Annotated in this window: 16 protein-coding genes; 15 read left to right on the top strand and 1 reads right to left on the bottom strand. The window is 32.1% G+C overall.

Annotated features, from left to right (window positions below):
- Nucleotides 1-14: 14 nt before the first annotated feature.
- Complete coding sequence (pepT, locus tag A0083_RS07160) at nucleotides 15-1247, bottom strand: peptidase T (protein WP_197553078.1); 1233 nt, start codon at nucleotides 1245-1247, stop codon at nucleotides 15-17.
- 153 nt (nucleotides 1248-1400) lie between these two features.
- On the opposite strand from pepT, the gene A0083_RS07155 reads away from it, so the two are divergent.
- The 15 genes from A0083_RS07155 (at nucleotide 1401) to A0083_RS07085 (ending at nucleotide 15295) form a co-directional block, all read left to right on the top strand.
- Nucleotides 1401-2213, top strand: coding sequence for a cytolethal distending toxin subunit A/C (locus A0083_RS07155; protein ID WP_197553076.1), 813 nt, complete (start codon nucleotides 1401-1403; stop codon nucleotides 2211-2213).
- Complete coding sequence (locus A0083_RS07150; protein WP_197553074.1) at nucleotides 2210-3013, top strand: cytolethal distending toxin subunit B family protein; 804 nt, start codon at nucleotides 2210-2212, stop codon at nucleotides 3011-3013. Before A0083_RS07155 ends, A0083_RS07150 begins: the two co-directional genes overlap by 4 nt.
- A gap of 9 nt (nucleotides 3014-3022) precedes the next feature.
- Complete coding sequence (locus tag A0083_RS07145) at nucleotides 3023-3595, top strand: cytolethal distending toxin subunit A (RefSeq protein WP_197553072.1); 573 nt, start codon at nucleotides 3023-3025, stop codon at nucleotides 3593-3595.
- A gap of 78 nt (nucleotides 3596-3673) precedes the next feature.
- The gene (lpxB, locus tag A0083_RS07140) at nucleotides 3674-4777 is read left to right on the top strand and encodes a lipid-A-disaccharide synthase (protein WP_197553070.1); all 1104 of its coding nucleotides are present in this window, start codon (nucleotides 3674-3676) and stop codon (nucleotides 4775-4777) included.
- A gap of 3 nt (nucleotides 4778-4780) precedes the next feature.
- Nucleotides 4781-5266: a transcription elongation factor GreA gene (greA, locus tag A0083_RS07135; RefSeq protein WP_039664536.1), complete on the top strand. Its 486-nt coding sequence runs from the start codon at nucleotides 4781-4783 to the stop codon at nucleotides 5264-5266.
- Nucleotides 5266-7008, top strand: a complete 1743-nt coding sequence (locus A0083_RS07130; protein ID WP_197553068.1) for a phosphoethanolamine transferase — start codon at nucleotides 5266-5268, stop codon at nucleotides 7006-7008. The genes greA and A0083_RS07130 overlap by 1 nt, the downstream gene beginning before the upstream one ends.
- A complete protein-coding gene (locus A0083_RS07125) occupies nucleotides 7005-7727 on the top strand; it encodes a UDP-2,3-diacylglucosamine diphosphatase (RefSeq protein WP_197553066.1) in 723 nt (240 codons plus the stop codon). The genes A0083_RS07130 and A0083_RS07125 overlap by 4 nt, the downstream gene beginning before the upstream one ends.
- Nucleotides 7727-8680 carry a chemotaxis protein gene (locus A0083_RS07120; RefSeq protein WP_120760060.1) on the top strand — a complete coding sequence of 318 codons (954 nt, stop codon included), beginning with the start codon at nucleotides 7727-7729 and terminating at the stop codon, nucleotides 8678-8680. Before A0083_RS07125 ends, A0083_RS07120 begins: the two co-directional genes overlap by 1 nt.
- 2 nt (nucleotides 8681-8682) lie before the next feature.
- Complete coding sequence (locus A0083_RS07115; protein WP_120760058.1) at nucleotides 8683-10989, top strand: hybrid sensor histidine kinase/response regulator; 2307 nt, start codon at nucleotides 8683-8685, stop codon at nucleotides 10987-10989.
- Nucleotides 10990-10993: 4 nt separating this feature from the next.
- Nucleotides 10994-11512 carry a chemotaxis protein CheW gene (locus tag A0083_RS07110; protein ID WP_120760057.1) on the top strand — a complete coding sequence of 173 codons (519 nt, stop codon included), beginning with the start codon at nucleotides 10994-10996 and terminating at the stop codon, nucleotides 11510-11512.
- Nucleotides 11512-12138, top strand: coding sequence for a phosphoserine phosphatase SerB (serB, locus tag A0083_RS07105; RefSeq protein WP_120760055.1), 627 nt, complete (start codon nucleotides 11512-11514; stop codon nucleotides 12136-12138). The genes A0083_RS07110 and serB overlap by 1 nt, the downstream gene beginning before the upstream one ends.
- Entirely contained in the window at nucleotides 12135-13106 is a 972-nt protein-coding gene (locus A0083_RS07100; RefSeq protein ID WP_197553064.1) for a transaldolase, read from the top strand. Before serB ends, A0083_RS07100 begins: the two co-directional genes overlap by 4 nt.
- Nucleotides 13107-13152: 46 nt before the next feature.
- Nucleotides 13153-13689, top strand: a complete 537-nt coding sequence (locus A0083_RS07095) for a 50S ribosomal protein L25/general stress protein Ctc (RefSeq protein WP_197553062.1) — start codon at nucleotides 13153-13155, stop codon at nucleotides 13687-13689.
- A 1-nt stretch (nucleotide 13690) separates the two neighbouring features.
- On the top strand, nucleotides 13691-14230 hold the full coding sequence (gene pth, locus A0083_RS07090; protein WP_197553060.1) for an aminoacyl-tRNA hydrolase: 540 nt from the start codon (nucleotides 13691-13693) through the stop codon (nucleotides 14228-14230).
- Between the two features lie 3 nt (nucleotides 14231-14233).
- Complete coding sequence (locus A0083_RS07085; protein ID WP_197553058.1) at nucleotides 14234-15295, top strand: LptF/LptG family permease; 1062 nt, start codon at nucleotides 14234-14236, stop codon at nucleotides 15293-15295.
- Nucleotides 15296-15301: the final 6 nt, after the last annotated feature.

Below are 15301 nucleotides of genomic sequence, written 5' to 3'. Positions count from 1 at the left end.
AAGCCTTTTAAGGCTTAAATTGATTTAGCAGCTAGAATGATGATTTCTTGTATAACTTTACTTGCTGCTTTTAAAGATTTAACAGGCAAATACTCATAAATAGAGTGAAAATTATGTGCTCCGGTAAAGATGTTTGGGCAAGGCAGGCCTTTTTCTGAAAGTACAGCCCCATCATATCCTCCTCGCATAGGAATGATTTTGGTTTTGATGTTTAAATTTTCATAAGCTTGTAGAGCGAGTTTGATAGGTAAAGACTCGGTTGTTTTTAGACTATTAAAGACATTTTTATAACGATCATTTAATTTAATGTTTATTCTTTCTTCTCCATATAGTTTTTTGAAGCTATCATTTAGATCTTGCAAAAATTGCATTCTTTGTTTGTATTTTTCATCGTCAAACTCTCTAACGTCAATTTTTAAGGTAGTTTTAGCACTATTTCCTTTGAGTTCTTTAACCCAAAAATAACCTTCTTTATTTTCTGTATATTCAGGGGCTTCCCCTTTTGGAAGCATAGAGATGAATTGATGTGCTAAAAGCAAAGAATTGACTAGTTTTCCTTTAGCACTCATAGGGTGGGCGGATTTGCCTATAAATTCCACTTCGCAATCTCCTGCATTCCAGTTTTCATAAATAAACTCACCAATTCCGCAGCAATCTAAACAGTAACCAAAGTCAGCGTCAATTTCTTTGATATCAAAGGCTTTAGCTCCTCTTAAGCCTTGCTCCTCATCAGGTAGAAAGCAAGCATAAATATCACCATGTTTTATATCAGGATTTTTAACAAAAAACTCAAGCATATCCATGATGGCTGCAATGGCTGCTTTGTCATCTGCTCCAAGCAAGCTTGTACCATCAGTATGAATGATGTCATCTCCTATGTAGTTTTTAAGCTCTTTAAATTCACTTTCTTTTAAATAAAGATCTAAATCTTTGTTTAAGCATATATCTCCGCCTTCATATTTGGTGATTTGCGCTTTGGTGTCATTGCTTTGCTCCATACTTGTGTCTAAGTGTGCAAAAAAGGCTATTTTGGGAGCATTTGGAGTGTTGGCTGGTAAAAGAGCTGTTGTGATAGTGTTTTCTCTTCTTTTGATGTGGTTTAAACCTAGTTCTTGTAGTTCTTTTTCAAGTAATTTTGCAAGTTCCATTTGGTTGGGACTTGATGGCATGATGCCTTTAGCTCCATTTTCTCTGCTTGTTGTGGTGTTAATCTTGGTATAGTTTATAAATCTTTGAACAATATCCATAATATTTCCTTATGATTGAAATTTAGAAAATTATAACAATTCATTTTTTAAATATTTTATAAAGTTAAAAAAAGATTTTAAAGATGGTGCTTTTACTACTAAAGTAGTAAAAATATGCTAATATATTTATACTTTTTTATAAAAGGAGAGAATATGCAAAAAATAAAATTTGCAATGATATTGAGTGTAATGATGGCATTTTTTATCGGATGTTCTTCTAAAGAACAACTTAATCCTTTAGGGCGTTCTTTAGGTGCTGTGAGTGATAGTGATCCTTTGAGTATAGGTAAAAATCCTACTTTGCCAGTTAAACAAAAAACGCCAACTTTGATAGAAGGCAAGCGTTTTCCTGCCATACCGCTTGAGCCACCACTAATAAAAACAAACACCTTTAAAGGGGATAATCCTATAAAAGGACCTTTGCCAAGATTGACTTCTGATAATCAATTTGCTTCAAATGCCTTGTATGAAAATTTAGGTATCGCAAGTGATTTTGTGACCATTATGAATCCTAACGGTGCTGCTTTAACTGTTTGGGCGTTAAATCCTGGTAATTGGATATGGGGTTATAATTTATTTGACAGTAAGTCTTTTGGTGATGCAAGAGTTTGGCAGCTTATTGAATTTCCAAACAACAAAGTTATGATTAAAAATGCAAAAACTTTAACTTGCCTAAATGCATACGGAAACGGCATAGTACATTACCCTTGCGATCAAAGTAATTTTGCACAATTTTGGAGTCTTTTTCCTATGAGTAATGGTGCTTATCAAATTCAAAATTATGCTACTCAACAATGCATACAAACAACAGTCGCAAATGTAATGGAGGAGTTCAATTTTAACTATTATAGTATATATTTAACACCGTGTTTAAAATCAAAAGAAAAAAATTTAGACAGACAATGGAGCATAAGTGCACCTGCTTTTCAAACAAGATCACCTTATGCTGAAGGAGGGGTATTTTGAAAAAGATAGTATTTTTGGTTTTAGGTTTTAATTTATTATTTGGAGCTTTGGAAAATTACAATAGTGGAACTTGGAATTTACAAGGTTCATCAGCTTCTACCGAAAGCAAATGGAATATTAGTATAAGACAGCTTGTAACAGGTGCCAATCCTATGGATATTTTAGCTGTGCAAGAAGCAGGGGTTTTACCTGCAACTGCTGTGATGACTCCAAGACAAGTGCAACCTGTAGGAGTAGGAATTCCAATTCATGAGTATGAATGGAATTTGGGTTCATCAAGTCGTCCAAATTCTGTTTTTATATATTACTCAAGAGTAGATGTTGGCGCAAATCGTGTGAATATGGCTATAGTAAGTAGAGTGCAAGCTGATGAGGTTTTTGTTTTGCCACCTCCAACTGTTGCTTCAAGACCTATTATAGGAATTCGTATAGGAAATGATGCGTTTTTTAGCATACATGCTTTAGCAAGTGGAGGTAATGATGGCGGAGCTATTGTAAGTGCTGTAGATCAATTTTTTAGAAATAGACCAGAGATTAATTGGATGATTTTAGGTGATTTTAATAGAGAATCAGGAGCTTTGGTTTCTTTACTTGATCCTGATTTAAGAGCGCGTACACGTGTGATTCCTCCAAATACCAATACTCAAACTAGTGGAAGGATCATTGACTATGCTATCACAGGAAATTCCAATACAGCTTCTTTGTACAATCCACCACCAATCATTGCTCTTTTAGCTGTAGCAGGACTTAGGACTTTTTTAGCTTCTGATCATTTTCCTGTGAATTTTAGAAGACCTTAGGAGATAAAAATGAAAAAAATTTGTATTTTATTTTTTGTGGTTTTGGGTTTTTTGAGAGCTGAAGTTAGTTTAGACGAATTAGAAGATTTTACACCTATGTTTGCCATAAGATCTTTAGAAACAGGAATTTCATTAAGTCCTTTTCGATACAGTTCTGAAATACTAGAAGAGCAAAATTGGTTCTTAAAAGAAATCATACTTAGCGATAAATTAAAAGAAAAAGACAGATACGCAGTGCAACGTCCTTTTGGTTATGTGCAGTTTGTAAATCCTAGAGGCGATGATGTGTGTTTGGCTGTTTTAGATGAAAAAACTTTTGGGACAAAATCTTGCAAGCAAGATTTGCAAGATGGACAAATGCAAACGGTTTTTTCTATTATGCCCACAACAAGTTCTGCAGTGCAAATTAGATCTTTAACGCATGGTGGGGTAAAATGCATGAGCACTTTTTATGAGGCACGTGTACCTATAGAAAATCGCTTTGGCTTAGATGATTGTACTGTAAATCCTTCTGTGCCTATAGAATTAAAAGAATTATTTTTCTTTGCTCCTGCTATCGTTGAAGCAACTCCGCTTTATTAAATTAAACCCGCTTTTGCGGGTTTAAACTCTAAGTTAAAATTTGTTAGAATATTTTAAATTGTATTGTAAGGTAAGTTAATGAAAACCTTTTTAGTTTGTGCCTTAGAGCCTTCAGCAAATTTGCATTTAAAAGAAGTTTTAAAAGCTTATGAAAATGAGTATAAAGAATTTGATCTAGTGGGAATTTATGATGAGAGTTTGTGTAAAGAATTTGGTTTAAATTCCAAGCCACTTTATAGTTCACATGAGTTTAGTGCTATGGGTTTTATAGAGGTTTTGCCTCTCATTTTAAAAGCTAAAAGAGCCATAAAAGAGCTAGTAAATTTAAGTCTTACTCAAAAAATAGATGCGATTTTATGTATAGATTCTCCCGCTTTTAACATACCTTTTGCAAAAGCTTTAAAAAAAGCAAATTCTAAAGTAAAAAGAATTTATTATATCTTACCTCAAGTTTGGGCGTGGAAAAAAGGTCGTATACCTATCATAGAAAGTCATTTTGATGTGCTAGCTTCTATCTTGCCTTTTGATAGTGAGTTTTTTAGCAAAAGCACTTATGTAGGACATCCACTTTTAGATGAGATAAAAGAGTTTAAAAGCCAAGAAGATGTAAATTCTATACTTTCAAAAAATGATGATGAAAAAGTCATCGCTTTCTTACCGGGCTCGAGAAAAAGCGAAATAAAGCGTTTGATGCCTATTTTTAGAGAGTTAAGCACTAAATTTAAAGGCAAAAAAATCCTTTGTGTGCCAGAGTTTAATTTAAAAAGACTAGAAATTTACGGGAATGTGAGTAATTTTGAAATTCAAACTAATACCCCAAAAGTGCTTAAAAATGCTGATTTTGCTTTTATTTGTAGTGGTACAGCTACGCTTGAAGCGGCTTTGGTTGGCACGCCTTTTGTGCTTGCTTATAAAGCTAAAGCTATTGATGTATTTATCGCAAGATGTTTTGTGAAGCTTAAGCATATAGGCCTTGCAAATATTTTTTTAGATTTTGCAGGAAAAAGCGAGCTCAATCCTGAATTTTTACAAGAGCAAGTGAGTGTGAAAAATTTACATCAAGCTTATCTTAAATACGATTATAAGGCATTTTTTGATAAAGTAGATTTTTTAAAAGAATATTTGCAATTTGCAAGTGCAAAAAATTTGGCTAAAATACTTTATGAAATCAAACAAGGATAAATTATGCAAAAAGAACCTATGAGTAAATATGGCTATGAGAAATTAGAAAAAGAATTAGAGCATTTAAAAAAAGTTGAACGTCCAAAAGTGGTAGAAGAAATAGACATAGCAAGAAGCCATGGCGACTTAAAAGAAAACGCAGAATATCACGCAGCTAGAGAAAAACAAGCTTTCATAGAAGGCAAGATAGCAGAACTTGGAGATTTGATCTCAAGAGCGCAAATCATCGACCCATCTTCTTATGAGCACGATAGCGTGAAATTTGGCTCAACTGTGGTAGTAGAAGATTTAGACAGTGAAAAACAAAGCACCTATACTTTAGTAGGAGTTAATGAAGGAAATTTAGAAAAAGGTTATATTTCTATTAGTTCGCCTATTGCTAAAGCAATGCTTGGTAAAAAAGAAGGCGATGATTTTAAAGTACGCTTGCCAAAAGGTGAAAGTGAATTTGAAATCATCTCTATAGAATATAAAGCTTTGGAATTTTAATGCAAAAAAAAAGATATTTCGATTTTGTCGTTGAGTATTTTCCGTATATTTTTTTAATTTTTATTTTAGATACAAGTATTTCGCTATGGTGGAGTTATTTGACCTTTGAAAGAGAAATTTATGAATGGGTAATATTTAAGGCTATAAAAAATATCTTCATAATGTTTGTGGTAAATGTTTTTATTATTCATCTGTTTTTTATTTTTTTAAAGGAAAGAACTAAGTATGTTGTTTATTTTTTAACGATATATGCAGTTGTTGTTTTTATATTACAAGCTTATTTGTTGGTAAATTATTCTGCTAAATTTAATCCTATGTTTATGGATTTTTTTCTTCAAACAAATTTAGGAGAAATTTATGAATTTATGGAGTTTTATATAAATATAGAATCTATTTTAGCATGCATTGTTTTTTTGGTTTTTATTTTAGCATGCATTGCTTTTTTTAAGGCCATAAAAAATAATTTTTTTCGATTTGATAAAAAGAAGTATTATTTTTTATGCGGTGTTTATATTTTTGTGATTGTAGCTTTGCTTTTAGATACAGCTAATCGCTATTTTATCAAAAAACATGGTGTAAATTCATTAGATAAGGTTAATTCTATTTTTGTGGTTGATATACCTTTACAAATTTATAACTATTATGCAGACACAGGAGTGTGGGCAAATTATAATTTTTACTTAAAAAACTATAAAAAAATAGCAGATGAATATAAAAGCAATAAATATATTCTGACTAAACAAAATGATTTTGATATTGTTTTTATTGTAGGAGAAAGTACCCAAAGAAATTATATGAGTTTATATGGGTATGATTTAAATACTACTCCGAATTTGGTTGCATTAGAGAAAAAAGGAAATTTAATAAAATTTAGCGATACAATATCCCCTTTTGCTAGCACTCAAGCATCACTAAGAAGGGTTATGAATTTCTCAAATATAGAAAATGAGGAAAATTGGTATGATAGATTGAATATCGTTGATTTGTTTGAATTAGCCGGATATGATAGTCTTTTTTTATCAAATCATGAGCCAATGAGCGGACACACGAGTATTACCACTGCTGTTGCAAATCGTGCGAAAGAAACTTTTTTCTTAAATCAATTTGCAACTGATGATAAAATTTTTACCAAAGCTCTTGATGGAGATATGTTGCCCCTTATTAAAGATAGAGTTGGCATAAAAGATTTTTTTGTAATTCAGCTAATGGGTACGCATTTTAAGTATGATAGAAGATATGATAAAAGCTATGCTAAATTTGATGCAGATAATATTAACAATAGAAATCTTGGACTCGAAGAAAAAAAAGTGGTAGCCAACTACGCAAACGCAGTTCTTTATAATGATTATTTTATTAATGAAGTTTTTAACTTGTTTAAAGATAGGGAAGCGATTATTGTTTATATTAGTGATCATGGTGAAAGTGTCTATGAGTACAGGGATAAAGCAGAACATTTTGTAACTTCAAGATTTACCGCTGAAATTCCGTTCTTTTTTATAGTTAGTGATAAATTTAAACAAAATAATCCAGAATTATTAAATAAAATAGTCAAAGCCAAAGATAGACCGTTTATGACAGATGATTTGATTCATACAATGGCAACCGTTGGGGGTATTCAAGTTAAGGATTATGAAGAAAGTAGAGATGTATTAAGCGAAAAGTTTAATCTTAATCGCATTAGATTTTTTAATGGTGAAGCAGATTATGATAAAATATTAAAATATGAGAAAGCAAAATATTGATCTATATTAAAAACAAGGCTATTTTTATTGCTGATGCGCATGAAAATGAGAATAGGCGTGGTTTTTGGGAGTTTTTACAAGCCTTAAAACAAAAAAAACTTCAAACTCCTCAACTTTTTTTAATGGGTGATATTTTTGATCTTTTAGTGTATGAAGTAAAAGCCACGCATGAATTTGCAAAAGCTTATATAGATTTACTTGAAGAACTTGCCGATGAGATTGAAATCATTTATTTAGAAGGCAATCATGATTTTAATTTGGCTAAATTTTTTAAAAAAGTGAAAGTTTTTAACATAAACCAGCAACCTGTGCTTTGTGAATTTCAAGATCATACACCGGTAAAATTAGCTCACGGGGATATCTTCTTAAAACCTTTTTTACAGTTTTGTTTGAAGAGTTTAAGGAATTCTTTTTTACTACGCATTTTAAATTTTTTAAACATCATTAGCAAAGAAAAAATCACCCAAACAATTTTAAAAAAACAATACAAAAAACAGCTTGCTAGAAAAATTCCTCATTTTTCTTCTATGGTGAAAGAGCGCCTAAAGCATTATGGTGCTACATTTGTGATCGAAGGACATTATCATCAAGATCTTTTTTTGCAAGAAGAAGATGTAAAATATCTAAATTTACCCACTTTTGCATACAAGGAAAGTTTTTTTATAGTAGAATATAACTCAGAAATCAGATTTCACAAAATAGAACTTAAGGAGGCATAATGTTTGATGAGAATGTCGTTAAAACAGGTTCAAATGAAATGGAACTTGTTGATTTTCGCATCTTTAAGCAAGGCCAAGATAAAGTCTATGAGGGAATTTATGGTGTGAATGTTTCTAAAGTTAGAGAGATTATTAAAATTCCTTTCTTGACTGAAATTCCAGGAGTGCCTGAGTATGTTGAAGGTATCTTTGACCTTCGTGGCGTGGTAATTCCTGTGATTAACTTAGCTAAGTGGATGCAAATTCAAGAACCAGAAATGACAAATATAAAACCTAGGGTAATCATTACTGAGTTTAGTAATGTGTTAATCGGTTTTATCGTACATGAGGCAAAAAGAATTCGTAGAATTAATTGGAAAAATATCGAGCCAGCTACTTTTGCAACAAGCGCAGGTAGTTTAGATAAGGGTAAAATTACAGGTGTAACTAAAATCGAGGGCGATGAGGTATTGTTGATTTTAGACTTAGAAAGCATTGTGCAAGAACTTGGAATTTATACCCCGCAAACTGATATTGAAGATGATAAAATCCAAAAAATTGAAGGTATGGCACTAGCGCTTGATGATAGCTCTACTGCAAGAAAGCTCGTAAAAGACTTGTTAAATAAAATCGGCTTAAAAGTTGTAGAGGCTAAAGATGGCGCAGAGGGTCTGCAAAAACTAGAAGAATTGCATAATACCTATGGCGATGATTTGAAAAAACAGCTAAGAATTATCGTAAGCGATGTAGAGATGCCACAAATGGATGGTTTCCACTTTGCAGCTAAAGTAAGAGAAGATGAGAGATTTAAAAATATCCCTATCGTATTTAACTCTTCTTTATCTAATGAATTTATGAGTGATAAAGGTGTTAAAGAAGCAGGTGGTGAAGGGTATTTGGTTAAATTTAACGCAAGTGATTTCTTTGCTGAAATTTCTCGTGTTATTAAAAAACATGAAAAAGGTGAGGAGTAAAAATGGAAGATATTCAAGAAATACTTGAGGATTTTTTAGTTGAAGCCTTTGAATTAGTCGAGCAAATTGACCATGATTTGGTTGAATTAGAAGCAAATCCTGAAGACTTAGAACTATTAAATAGAATTTTCCGTGTTGCACATACTGTTAAAGGTTCATCAAGCTTTTTAAATTTTGATGTTCTAACAAAACTTACTCATCACATGGAAGATGTTTTAAATAAAGCAAGACATAATGAACTTAAAATTACTCCTGAAGTAATGGATGTGGTTTTAGAGTCTATTGATATGATGAAGACTTTATTAAATTCTATTAGAGATAATGGAAATGATACAGCTATTGGGCTTGATATTGCTCCAATTTGCGCAAGATTGACAGCTATTTCAGAAGGTGAAAGTTTAGAATCTGTTGCACCGGTTAAAACCGAAGAGGTAAAAGAAGAAGTTAAAGAAGAGCCAAAAGCTGAAGAGCCTGAAGTAGATGTGAATAAACTAAGCGATGATGAAGTGGAAGCAGAGATCGAAAGACTTTTAAAAGTAAGAAAAGCAGAAGATCAAGCAAGACGCGCAGAAAAGAAAAAAACACAAGAAACCAAAGCAGCTCCTGCTAAAGCAGCTCCGCAAGCACAAGGTGCAACTGCTGAGAAAAAAGTTCCTGCAGCAGGTGGTGGAAGCAGCGGTGCAAATATGGATCAGACCATTAGGGTTGAAGTAAAAAGACTTGATCACTTGATGAATTTAATTGGTGAGCTAGTATTGGGTAAAAACCGCTTGTTAAAAATTTATGATGATGTTGAAGAAAGATATGATGGTGAAAAATTCTTAGAAGAATTAAATCAAGTTGTATCACAGCTTAGTATCGTTACAACAGATATTCAACTTGCGGTAATGAAAACAAGAATGCAGCCTATTGCAAAAGTTTTCAACAAATTCCCAAGAGTTGTACGTGACTTGGGTCGTGAGCTTGGTAAACAAATGGAGCTTGAAATTTCAGGGGAAGAAACCGAACTTGACAAGTCAATTGTAGAAGAAATCGGCGATCCGATTATGCATATGATTAGAAATTCATGTGACCATGGTATCGAAGATCCAGCAACACGTGCAGCAAATGGTAAGCCAGAAAAAGGAACGGTTAATCTTAAAGCTTACAATGAAGGAAACCACATTGTTGTTGAAATTGCAGATGATGGTAAAGGTTTAGATGCAGATGCGTTAAAAGCAAAAGCAATAGAGAAAAACTTAATCACAGAGCGTGAAGCAGATCAAATGAGCGACAAAGAAGCATTTGCGCTGATTTTCAAACCAGGTTTCTCAACCGCTGCTAAGATTACTAATGTATCGGGTCGTGGCGTTGGAATGGACGTTGTTAAGACAAATATTGAAAAATTAAATGGTGTAATCGAGATTGATAGTGAGCTTGGAAAAGGCACTGTGATGAAGCTTAAAATTCCACTTACTTTAGCGATTATTCAATCACTACTTGTGGGTACGCAAGAAGAATTTTATGCAATTCCACTTGCAAGCGTTCTTGAAACAGTTAGAGTGCCAATTGATGATATATACACCATTGAAGGCAAAAATGTATTGCGCTTAAGAGATGAAGTTTTATCTTTAGTAAGACTTTCAGATGTTTTTGGTGTAAAACAAGTGCTTGAAAATACTGATCAAACTTATGTGGTTGTTATTGGTGTGGCAGAAAGCAAATTGGGTATCATAGTTGATACTTTAGTGGGTCAAGAAGAGATTGTTATTAAATCTATGGGTGAATACTTGCAAAACATTCAAGGTATAGCAGGAGCAACTATTCGTGGAGATGGTAGAGTTACATTAATCATCGATGTTGCAGCTATGATGGATATTGCAAAAGAAATTAAAGTAGATATTAAAGCTCAAATTGAATCACAATCTAAAAAAACGGTTAAAGAAAAACCAAGCGATTATACCGTGCTTATAGTAGATGATTCTAAGATGGATAGAAATATCATGCAAAAATCATTAGAACCACTAGGAGTAAGCATTATAGAAGCAACTAACGGTGTAGAAGCTTTAAACACGATCAAATCAGGCGAGCATGATATTGATGCAGTGCTTATTGATATCGAAATGCCAAGAATGGATGGTTACACTTTAGCAGGTGAGATTAGAAAATATTCTAAATACAAAAACCTTCCGCTTGTTGCAGTAACTTCAAGAACTAGTAAATCAGACCGTTTAAGAGGTGTGGAAGTAGGAATGACTGAGTATATTACTAAGCCTTACTCTCCAGAGTACTTAGAAAATGTAGTTAGAAAAAATTTAAAACTAGGATAAGAAGATGAATGATAAATTAAGCCAGGTTTTGCAAAAACAACAAGCGCAAATTGCAGAACCAGATGTGGATAAAGAAGAGGATATTATTCAGCTTGTTGGTTTTGTGGTAGGAGATGAGGAATATGCTATTCCAATTCTTAATATCCAAGAGATTATTAAACCTATAGAGTATACTAGGGTTCCAAGCGTACCTGATTATGTATTGGGTGTGTTTAATATGAGGGGTAATGTAATGCCTTTGATTGATCTTGCAAAAAGATTTAATCAAGGTGGTTCAAAAATGACACCTCAAACAAGATATATTGTTTTAAAGGGTATAGCAAATGGCAATCAAACTCCTGCAGGTAATGCGGGATTTGTGATAGATAGACTAACAGAGGCTATCAAAATTCACAGAAGCAGAATTGATCCGCCGCCTGAAACTTTATTGAAAGAAAAAGGTATGATTTTTGGTATAGGAAAAAGAGAAGAAAATATCTTAACTATATTAAAAGCTGAAGCTTTGTTAAAGCGTGAGTTTTGATGATAAAGCTTTGTGCCTTTGATTTTGATTCTACGCTAATGGATGGAGAGACCATTGATATTTTAGCAGATGAATATAATGTTGGTGATGCTGTAAAAGCGATCACCAACAAAGCAATGAATGGTGAACTTGATTTTTTTGAAAGCTTAAGTGCGAGAGTGGCCTTGCTAGAAGGTATGCCAATCGAGCAAGTAAAAAAATGCTGCGAAAACTTACCCTTGATGAAAGGCGCTAAAGAATTATGTGAGTATTTAAAAAGCAAAGATATAAAAATCATTGTTTTTAGTGGCGGTTTTCATGAAGGAATCGATTTACTACAAGATGAACTTCAATTTGATTTTGGCTATGCTAATTTTTTACATCAAAAAAATGGTTTTTTAACTGGAAAAGTAGGTGGAGAAATTATGTTTAGCGACTCAAAAGGCATTATCCTACAAAGAGTAAAAAGGTTTTTAAATTTAAAAACAGAAGAAATAATGTGTGTTGGCGATGGGGCTAATGATATTTCTATGTTTAAAGAATGTGGTTTAAAAATAGCCTTTTGTGCCAAAGCAATTTTAAAATCTCATGCAGATATTTGTATAGACAAAAAAGATTTAAAAGAGATAATAAAGGTAATTCAATGAAACAATTTTCTTTATGGTGTGATTTTATAGAAAATGAATTTTTAGATCATGGGTTTTTGGATTTAATCCAGTCAAAAACAATTAATGGCGCCACATCAAATCCTGCAATTTTTAAAAACGCAATTCTTAATTCAAATGTTTACAAAGAAAAAATCAAAAAACTAAATATGCAGGATAAAAAATCTTTGTATGAACACCTAGCGATAGAAGATATCGCTAAAGCTGCAGACAAACTCGCTGTGAATTATTATGAAAATAACGATGGTTTTATTAGTATTGAAATTGATCCAAGACTAAAAGATAATACAAGCTTATCTTTGGCTGAAGCAAAAAGACTATACACGCAAATTGCCAAAGAAAATGTGATGATGAAAATTCCTGCTACTGAAGCTTCTTATGAGGTGATGCAAGAATTGATGAAAAATGGTATTAGTGTAAATGCAACTTTGATTTTTGATTTTGAGCAAACTAAAAAGTGTTTTGAAGCTTTGAGTTTAGGATTAAAAGAGTTTAGAAAAAATAACATTGCAGCAAGAAAAGAACCACAGGCTGTGATTAGTATTTTTGTAAGCCGTTTTGATAGGCTTTTAAATCATCAAGTTCTAGATAAAAACTATATAGGAATTCTTACAGCAACTAAGGCTTATAATTATATCATCAAGCAAGAAGAAGCTAACATTAGAGCATTGTTTGCTAGTACTGGGGTAAAGGGTGATGATTTAGAAAAAGATTATTATATTAAAGAGTTGTTATACGATAAAGCTATCAACACTGCACCTTTAGATGCTATTATGGCTTTTAAAGGTAAAACGCTTGTATTTAAAGAGCCTTTGAAAGATGAGTGTATAGAGAAAAAGCTCAATGCAAATATTTCAAAAGATGCTTTAAGTAAAGCTTGTAAAGATTTGCTTGATGATGGTTTAGAACAATTTTGTATCGCATATGAAGATATTTTAAAATCTTTATAAACTTATTTAGATATAATTAGCGTTTATTTTTTTAGAAAGGAAACAGATGTTAGAAGGTATCGTTAGAGAGAGTATCGGTAGAAAAGCTGCTAAAGCTTTAAAAAGAGATGGTTATCTAATCGCAAACATCTACGGAAAAGGATTAGAAAACATCAATGCTGCTTTTAAAGTAAATGAATTTATTAAAGAAGTACGCAAAAAAACCACTTTAGCTTTTGATGTAAAAGTTGGAGATAAAGTATTAAACGTTGTAGTGGTAGATTACCAAAAAGATCCTGTAACAGCAGAATTAAAGCATGTGGATTTAAAAGTAGCACAAAAAGGTGTTGTTTCTAAATATATGGTTCCTGTAAAAATCGTAGGAACTGCAATGGGTCTCAAAAACAAAGGTGTTTTAATCCAATCAAAAAGAAGATTAAAAGTAAAATGTGCAGCTGAAAACTTACCAAATTATTTTGAATTAGATGTTACTAAGCTTGATGTAGGTGATGCACTTTTAATTCGTGATGTAGTTGTACCTGAAGGTGTAACTATGGTTGATGCTGATAGAGTAGCTGTAGTTGGCGTAGAAAAAGCAAGATAAAATGACCTTAGTCGTAGGACTTGGTAATATAGGAGAACAATACGAGCAAACTAGACATAATGTCGGGTTTATGCTGATTGACTTGCTTATAGAAGATTTGGAAGTAACAAAACTTTCAAATGCTAAATTTAAAGGAGAACTTTTTAAAAGTTCTTCTACTCTTTTTTTAAAACCTTCCACTTATATGAATCTATCCGGAGAAAGCGTTAAAGCAGTTAGTGAATACTACAAATGCGATAGGATTATCGTAATCCATGATGATATTGACTTAAATTTAGGTGCACTGAAATTTAAAATGGGCGGATCAAGCGGTGGTCATAATGGGCTTAAAAGTATTGATAGTCTTTGTGGGAATGCTTATGAGAGAGTACGTATAGGTGTGGGAAAAGGTCAAGATGTGGTTTCTCATGTTTTGGGTAAATTTGAGCAAGATGAAAAAGAAAGTTTAGCTAAGGTTTTAGAACATAGTAAAAAAGCTTTATTTGAACTTTTAGATTCTAATGTAGAAAAAATTGCTTCGAAATATTCTTTAAAAAGTTAGATAATGAGTATTTTTTTTCGTTATATTTCATCTTTATATCTTAAATCATTTTTTATCTTATTTTTTTCTTTAACTTTTTTCTTTGTAGCTATTGATTTTTTACTTAATTTTAATAGATTGCCAAAAAGTGCAAATTTGGAATTATTATATATCTTTTTTTTAACATGTTCAGCAGCTTCTTATATACTACCTTTAGCTATAGTTCTTGCTTTGGTTTTATGTGTATTTAACATGATACGCTCAAATGAATTTGTGAGTTTGTATGCTTTGGGTTTAAGTAAAAACCAAGTGATTTTGTACCCTTTTATTTGGGCGATGTTTTTTTGTTGTGTTTATGTAGGCCTAAATTTCACTCCTTTTGCTTATGCAGATGAATATAAAAGTAATATTTTAAAACGAGGTGTTGTAGATAGAGAAGGAGGGGAGATTTTAATCAAATACAATAATAAATTTATTTATATAGAAAAAACAAGCTCTCAAACTCTATACAATGTAAAAATTTTTGATGTAGATAATTTAAACATACAAAGCATAACCCAAGCAAAAAGTGCTAAATTTGATGGAAACTCTTGGAATTTAAATAATGCTAAGGCAACAAATATTCCAAAGGATTTGGTTGTTTCAAAAGAAGGCTTAAGCATTGAAGAATTTCAAAATATCAAAGGCTTGGAGAATTTTTCTCCAAAGATACTAGAGCGAATTTCTCTTATAGATACTAAGCCTTCATATTCTATTTTAGATGCTTTAGAAAGCATGTTGATTTTTGCAAAACAAAATATCTCAACCAATACACTTAGAAGTAGCTTGTATTCTTTGATACTTACACCTTTTTTTGCGCCTTTTTTAATGCTTATTGTGTATTATTACTTTCCTTTAACCGCAAGATTTTTCAACCTTGCGCTTTTAGCTTTTGTATTTTTTGTATGCATTCTTTTGGTTTGGGGAATGTTGTTTTTATTCACAAGATTAAGCGAAAATGAAATTTTACTTCCAGAGCTTGGTATAATGTTACCGGTGTTTATTTTGATGAGTATAGGAAGTTTTTATTATATTAAACACAAATAACTAAAA

This window comes from Campylobacter sp. 2014D-0216, from assembly GCF_014931215.1.
Lineage (GTDB): Bacteria > Campylobacterota > Campylobacteria > Campylobacterales > Campylobacteraceae > Campylobacter_D.
Note: the sequence above shows the minus strand (reverse complement) of the source record. Positions and strands in the feature narration are given on the sequence as shown.